This window comes from Saccharomonospora sp., assembly GCF_027317685.1.
GTDB lineage: Bacteria > Actinomycetota > Actinomycetes > Mycobacteriales > Pseudonocardiaceae > Saccharomonospora.
Map to the genome: position 1 here is coordinate 1 of NZ_DAHVQP010000067.1, position 5,649 is coordinate 5,649.

General features: G+C 64.8%; 7 protein-coding genes. 4 read left to right on the top strand and 3 right to left on the bottom strand.

The window, feature by feature from the left end; translation table 11 throughout:
- Window positions 1-287 precede the first annotated feature (287 nt).
- Both M7H19_RS08065 and M7H19_RS08070 read right to left on the bottom strand, forming a co-directional pair.
- The gene (locus tag M7H19_RS08065) at window positions 288-785 is read right to left on the bottom strand and encodes a hypothetical protein (protein ID WP_298179041.1); all 498 of its coding nucleotides are present in this window, start codon (window positions 783-785) and stop codon (window positions 288-290) included.
- A 550-nt stretch (window positions 786-1,335) separates the two neighbouring features.
- Window positions 1,336-1,557, bottom strand: a complete 222-nt coding sequence (locus M7H19_RS08070; protein WP_298179043.1) for a hypothetical protein — start codon at window positions 1,555-1,557, stop codon at window positions 1,336-1,338.
- 446 nt (window positions 1,558-2,003) lie between these two features.
- On the opposite strand from M7H19_RS08070, the gene M7H19_RS18595 reads away from it, so the two are divergent.
- The 3 genes from M7H19_RS18595 (at window position 2,004) to M7H19_RS08080 (ending at window position 4,070) form a co-directional block, all read left to right on the top strand.
- Window positions 2,004-2,216: a helix-turn-helix domain-containing protein gene (locus M7H19_RS18595; protein WP_363321344.1), complete on the top strand. Its 213-nt coding sequence runs from the start codon at window positions 2,004-2,006 to the stop codon at window positions 2,214-2,216.
- Between the two features lie 106 nt (window positions 2,217-2,322).
- Window positions 2,323-3,105, top strand: a complete 783-nt coding sequence (locus M7H19_RS08075) for a type IV toxin-antitoxin system AbiEi family antitoxin (protein WP_298179046.1) — start codon at window positions 2,323-2,325, stop codon at window positions 3,103-3,105.
- Complete coding sequence (locus tag M7H19_RS08080; protein ID WP_298179049.1) at window positions 3,102-4,070, top strand: nucleotidyl transferase AbiEii/AbiGii toxin family protein; 969 nt, start codon at window positions 3,102-3,104, stop codon at window positions 4,068-4,070. Before M7H19_RS08075 ends, M7H19_RS08080 begins: the two co-directional genes overlap by 4 nt.
- Window positions 4,071-4,107: 37 nt before the next feature.
- On the opposite strand, the gene M7H19_RS08085 is transcribed toward M7H19_RS08080, so the two are convergent.
- The gene (locus M7H19_RS08085) at window positions 4,108-5,148 is read right to left on the bottom strand and encodes a site-specific integrase (protein WP_298179052.1); all 1,041 of its coding nucleotides are present in this window, start codon (window positions 5,146-5,148) and stop codon (window positions 4,108-4,110) included.
- 103 nt (window positions 5,149-5,251) lie between these two features.
- On the opposite strand from M7H19_RS08085, the gene M7H19_RS08090 reads away from it, so the two are divergent.
- Window positions 5,252-5,485: a hypothetical protein gene (locus M7H19_RS08090; protein WP_298179055.1), complete on the top strand. Its 234-nt coding sequence runs from the start codon at window positions 5,252-5,254 to the stop codon at window positions 5,483-5,485.
- Window positions 5,486-5,649: the final 164 nt, after the last annotated feature.

A 5,649-nucleotide genomic window follows, 5' to 3' on the forward strand; every position in this document is an offset into this window, starting at 1 on the left:
AGCAGCAGCTGAGGCAGGCGTACTCGGGAACCGGGTGCGGGTGCTCGACTCGACACCGATCTACGATGCCGTAGCAACCCAGGACACCATTACCCAGCTGCGCTCTGCGATCCGAAAGCTCCTCCGTGCGCTCGATCGGGATAATCCCGTGCTAGCAGCAAAGGTCCGTTCGGTGCTCACCCGTGACGACGACTACGCAGCGCCTGGCAAGGCGACTCCACCGGGCAGAACAGCACTGGCGCCGACCACAACCGTCACGCCGGCTACAAAGCGAAGGAGCGCCGTGGTCAGCACTTCGGCACCGATGTGGTCTTGAAGTTCGTGATCTTCCACGAGCCACTGACGAGCTGTAGGCCCCAAGTGCCGCGGTAGCCGCCAGCTCCTCCCCCGTCGAGCGTGGACGGACCGGGCTGGCCAGAAGATGTCGTGGTGCCCGTGTCGTAGATACAGCCCGTGACGGTCGCAGTCGTAGCTGCCAACGCGGAAACGACCGGGTGGCCGAGGTTGTAGGTCGTCGGTCCGTTCAGCTGGCCCATCTTCACACCGACGAGGAACGTGTTCTCCGACTGGAGCGCCGGGTTGACGAAGTAGTCGGCGAGCTTCGGCCAGAGTTGGGCGCTGGTCTCACCGGCGACGAGGTCGGCCCGGTCCTGCTGCCAGGTCCCCTGCAGGTAGCCGTGGAGGGTCTGCTCGGCAGACTCCCACGCATTCAGAACAGCGGCCTGCGTCGTACCAGCCGGGGTCGATGTGGTGGTCGTGGCACTCGACCCGGTGGGCCTCGTCACCGAGCTCGACGTGCTCGGGTGGGTAGTCGGGCCGGACGAACACCCGGCAGCGACGACGGCAATCGCCACGGCCGACATGACAGCTACCGATCTTCTCAACCTCGACGTGGGTGGGGTCACTGCTCGCGTCACCCTTCCTCTCCTTTCGCCAGCCGCCTCGGTAGACGATCGCCCGATCGCGCCCTGGTCGGCCGAATGAGCGTCGTCACTGAGGACGATGATGCGGGGCCAACGTCACGCTGAACGTCACCCTGCGAAGCCAGAAGGGGGATTTCTCGAAGACTTCTTCGGGCCGACACGCGACGATGCGGCGGCTCCGCGTGGCGACGAGCGACCCGATGCGATACCGCCCTCGTGGTACGCCTGGGCTGGAACGCAACGTCACCCTGAACGTCACCCTCCCAGCTCAACGCGACTTTCTTGATACCCGGCACCGTTGGCTCCGTGGCAATCTTGAGCCTCTCAGAAAGACCAGAGCTCGGCTCAAGGTGACGTTCTCGGGAAATGACCGGGAGGAGAAGCCCAATCTAGGCCCCCTCCTGGCGGGGAGCTACCGAACTTCGTCGACAGCGCGTCGGAGAGCCTGGGCCACGAACTGGCTGATGCTCATGGCCTTGGCCTTGGCCGCCTCTCGGACCTCGTCGCGCAAGGTCTGTTCGAGCCAGTAGGTCACCCTGATGTGGCGCCGCTCCCAAAGCTCCCCCTCGGGCTTCCGGCGGTTCGCGTCCCTCTCGTCCCGTAGGCCGGGCGAGGGCACCGTTGCCTTGCTCATGACCGCTCTCCCTCATCTGGCGTCTCGGTAGGCAGCTGGCTCCTGCTCCCATCAGCTTCACGCTCGTCACCATAGCGTCTCCACACACCGTATTCCGTACACCGTGTGTGTACTGCGGAAACACGACTTTCCCGACCGTTACGCCCGGTCCCGACCCGAGGGTGACGTTCAGGTTTCGAGGGTGACGTTCTTCCCTCAAGACAAATCCGCGGGGTGACGTCACAGGGTGACGACCGTCCGGAGCATGAGAAGGGACCAGGGCGCGGTGTCCCGGCACCGAACAAGGGAGGACGGATGCTTTCCAAGCACAGAAGCGTCATGTTGAGGCTGCCGCCCGTCGACGAGGAGTTGACGGAGGTGCTCGGCAGGGCCACTTCAGCCAGCTGCCCACGGGAGGCGGCTACTTACCCCGCGCGCCGCGATCCCGAGTCGTGCGGGGATGCAGAATGACCCTCGTAGCCACTCCCGAACATGATCGGCTCGCCGCAGCCGACTTGATCTCGATACCCGATGCCGCCGGTCGGATCGGACTGCACCCCGACACGCTCTACCGGCTCTGCCGGACCGGCCAGTTCCCACCGGCAATCCAGATCGGTTCGCGGTGGAGAGTGTCAGTACCTCGGTTGGAGCGCTTCCTTCACGGCGGCATCGAGTCATGACTGTCGTCACGAATGCCGTTCGCCACCGGAAGCCGCGTCTCGGTTCGCACGAGGTTCCATGATTTCCATCCCAGACATCATGAAAGTTAGCGATACACTTACTTTCGTGGTGTCTGGTAGAGGCTTTGCCGATCTGTGGGACGGGCTGCTCAGCGAAGGCCGCGTCACGACGACCCAGGCTGAAATCCGCGATCGCACGGGCTCCTCGGTGGGCTCCGTTCGCGTCGCCGTGGCCGAGGCACAGCGCCGCCACTTCCTGTTCAGTCCCGTCCGGGGTCTCTACGTGCTCGTCCCACCCCAGTACCGCAGTCAGGGCACGGTACCGGCCGACTGGTATCTCGACGACCTTTGCCGACATCTCCACCGGGATTACTACCTCGGATACCTCTCCGCTGCAGCCCGTCACGGCAGTGCGCACCAGGCCCCACAGGTCACCCAAACCATGGTCGACCGAACGGTGGCCGACCGGACACTCGGACCGGTACGGTTGCGCTTCTACACGGATCGCCGGATGTCGGAGTGGCCGGTGGCGCCAGTCACCGGACCCACCGGATCGCTCCGAGTGGCGACGCCGGAGACATGCGCCTTCGACCTCGCCCAAGCGCCCGAACGAGGCGGTGGCGTGGGAAACGTCGTGACGGTCCTCCGGGGCCTCACGCTCGACACCGAAGCGCTCGCTCGCCAGGCGCCGCGGCGGCCCCGGGCAACGGTCCGTCGGCTCGGGTTCCTTCTCGAACATACAGACACCGTCGGCGGCCTCGACGCTCTCGCGAAGATCGCCATCGCTGACTACAACCGCACGCCGCTCGACCCGACCGGTCCGCATGACGGACCGGTCGACCGTCGATGGCACGTCGTGCTGAACACCACCGTGGAGCCCGACGAATGATCCCCCAACCGGTCCTCACGCAGTGGCGCGCTGCTCACCCGTGGCCGACGGAGGAACAGGTCGAACAAGACCTCCTCTTGTCCCAGCTGGCCATTCTCGTGGCCAACCACGATGAGCTCAGTGACCACCTCGTCTGGCGTGGCGGCACCTGCCTCCACAAGCTGCACCTGACAGAAGCCCGGAGGTACTCGGAAGATCTCGACTACGTCCTCGTCGGCAGACCGGGGCCGACCGGCTGGCTCGTCGACGCCATCCGGGAGGCGACCGTGGACAGTCCGCTCCGGGAAGTGACCCGACAGATCGGCGGAGACAGCACGAAGGTCGTGCTCGGAGGCGAGGCTGCTTCGGGCGCTCCAATGCGGGTCAAGATCGAAGTCAACACAGACGAGGTCCCGCCGGCGCTCGAACTCATGCGGATCGCACACGTCGTCGAGACACGCTGGTGGTCCGGCCGTGCGGAAATCGCCACCTTCGACCCAGCCGAGCTGATCGGGACGAAATTCCGCGCCCTGGCACAACGGCGCAAAGGACGCGACCTGTGGGACATGTGGCTCGCCCGACGGGATCTCTCGATCGCCGACACCGACCTTGCCCGCGCAGGTGATCACTACCTTCGTGCCTGCCAGGTCCCTCCGGCCGTGTTCCGTCAGCGGTTGGCCGCGAACGCCGCCGACCCTCAATTCCGCAGCGACCTTGACCTGCTGGTCACGGGCGGACTCGACGACTACGACGTCGACCGGACTGCAACCGAACTGATCCTCTGGAGCGACCGGTACCTCGATCCCCTGTACGACGCCCGCCGCTCACCATCGGCGATTACGCGAGAACAAAGGCAATGGGCGCATCACGGCTGGGCACCGGGCAGCCTTCGGTGCCCGCACCACGATGTCGCGCCCACCGGCGTGACGCGCTGCCCCTGGTGGCACGAGCCCGGCGGCCACTGCCCAGACCACCCCGTGCCATAGGACGACGACAGCAGCTACCGAGACTTCGATTGCTGTCTCAAACTCTTAGCGCGCCGAGCACTCCACCGATGACAGCAGCCGCCTCTCGATCCTTTTGGGGTAGGGCGTGAGCGTAGACCCGCAGCGTCATGGAGGCATCTGCGTGACCGAGCCTCTCCGAGACAGTGCGGACGTTGACACCCGCTCCGATGAGTTGGGTGGCGTGAAAGTGCCGCAGGTCGTGTAGGCGGAACGGCCACCTTTGCGTCGCAGGCAGGTCCTTGCGAGCAGCGGTCGGCTTGGTCTTGCGAAGCTTTTCGAGCGCAGGTCTTTCCATCTTCTCGCACAGGGCGGTGAATGCATGGGTCAGGTTGTCCGGGCTCGCCGGGACGCCTCCGTTGGCGTTGTGCGAGAGGACAAAGGGATCGTCGACAAGCTCCGACTCGGCTCGGTTCGACAGGTCGACCATGTGCGTGTACCGGCGCTTCAAGACCTGTACCGCTAGGTCGTCGAGAGCGACGATCCGCACCTGATGGGTCTTGGTCGGACCCTTGTGGTATATGGCGCGTCCTTGCTCCCCTCGGGTCAACGTGAGCGACCGCGAGATGGTGACCTGCTGACGCTCGAAATCGACGTCGGACCACCTCAGAGCGATCAGCTCTCCCCGCCGGCAGCCCGTCAAGGCCGCAAGGGCGATGGCGATGGCGAGCAGCGGGTCGTACTCCTCGGCGGTCTTCACCAAAGCGGACAGCTGCTGAGGTGTCGGGGTGACCAATTCCTTGCGGACCGGGCGAGGTGCTTTCACCCGGTCGGTGGAAGCGTGCTCGACCCATCCCCAGCGCACTGCTTGATGCAACGTCGCCGAGATGATGGCGTGATAGTTGTGGACAGTGGTGGCCGAGAGACCCTCGGACAGCCACTGATCGTAGCGTCCTCGATACTCGGTGAGACAGCTGCGGATCCTAAGCATCACACCGACAACCGCCGAGAGGCTATAGCGAGACTCAAAGATGTGCTCAGGGTCGCAGAGCACGACCTCGAAGAGGCAACGACAGCACTGAAGGGGATCCCAGCGAGACTGCGCAGAGACGAGATCCACCCCGGTGCTACCCGGGCCAAGTTACGCATCGAACGCAGGGCACTCCAGATGGTCTGTCGCTTGCTCGCCCACAACGCTGAGCTCGACCTCGCGAGGAAGCTCAATGCCTATCTCTGCGATGAGGACGAGTACCGGGGGGATCACCCGCAACCTGTTGTATCTCGGCGATGTGATCGACTTCAGCCTCCATGGGATCACCGTGCATCTCGAGCGCCCGGACCCACCTCGTCTCGCACGGGCTCTCGGGCTTCTCATAGAGGAGATCAACCTCAAGCAGCCTCGCCTCTGCGGTGACGGCCGATCCGTCACCTACGTCCTGGAGAGCCGATCGAATTGATCTCGGTTAGATGTCCCATTTCCGGGGTCGGGTGGCCGGGGGGAATCTCACCCCCCGGCTCCCACAGACTCCCGGCGTGACAGTCTCCCGTCACCGGGCTCTTCTCATCAGCCGTTAGAGCGTACGGACCCACTGCCAGTGGCGGAACAGACCGGGCACCATTG

Bases quoted from the DNA above. Each gene is read 5' to 3' on its own strand.
- M7H19_RS08080 (WP_298179049.1), top strand. From the start codon at position 3,102: ATGATCCCCCAACCGGTCCTCACGCAGTGGCGCGCTGCTCACCCGTGG.
- M7H19_RS08090 (WP_298179055.1), top strand. From the start codon at position 5,252: ATGCCTATCTCTGCGATGAGGACGAGTACCGGGGGGATCACCCGCAAC.
- M7H19_RS08070 (WP_298179043.1), bottom strand. From the start codon at position 1,557: ATGAGCAAGGCAACGGTGCCCTCGCCCGGCCTACGGGACGAGAGGGAC.
- M7H19_RS18595 (WP_363321344.1), top strand. From the start codon at position 2,004: ATGACCCTCGTAGCCACTCCCGAACATGATCGGCTCGCCGCAGCCGAC.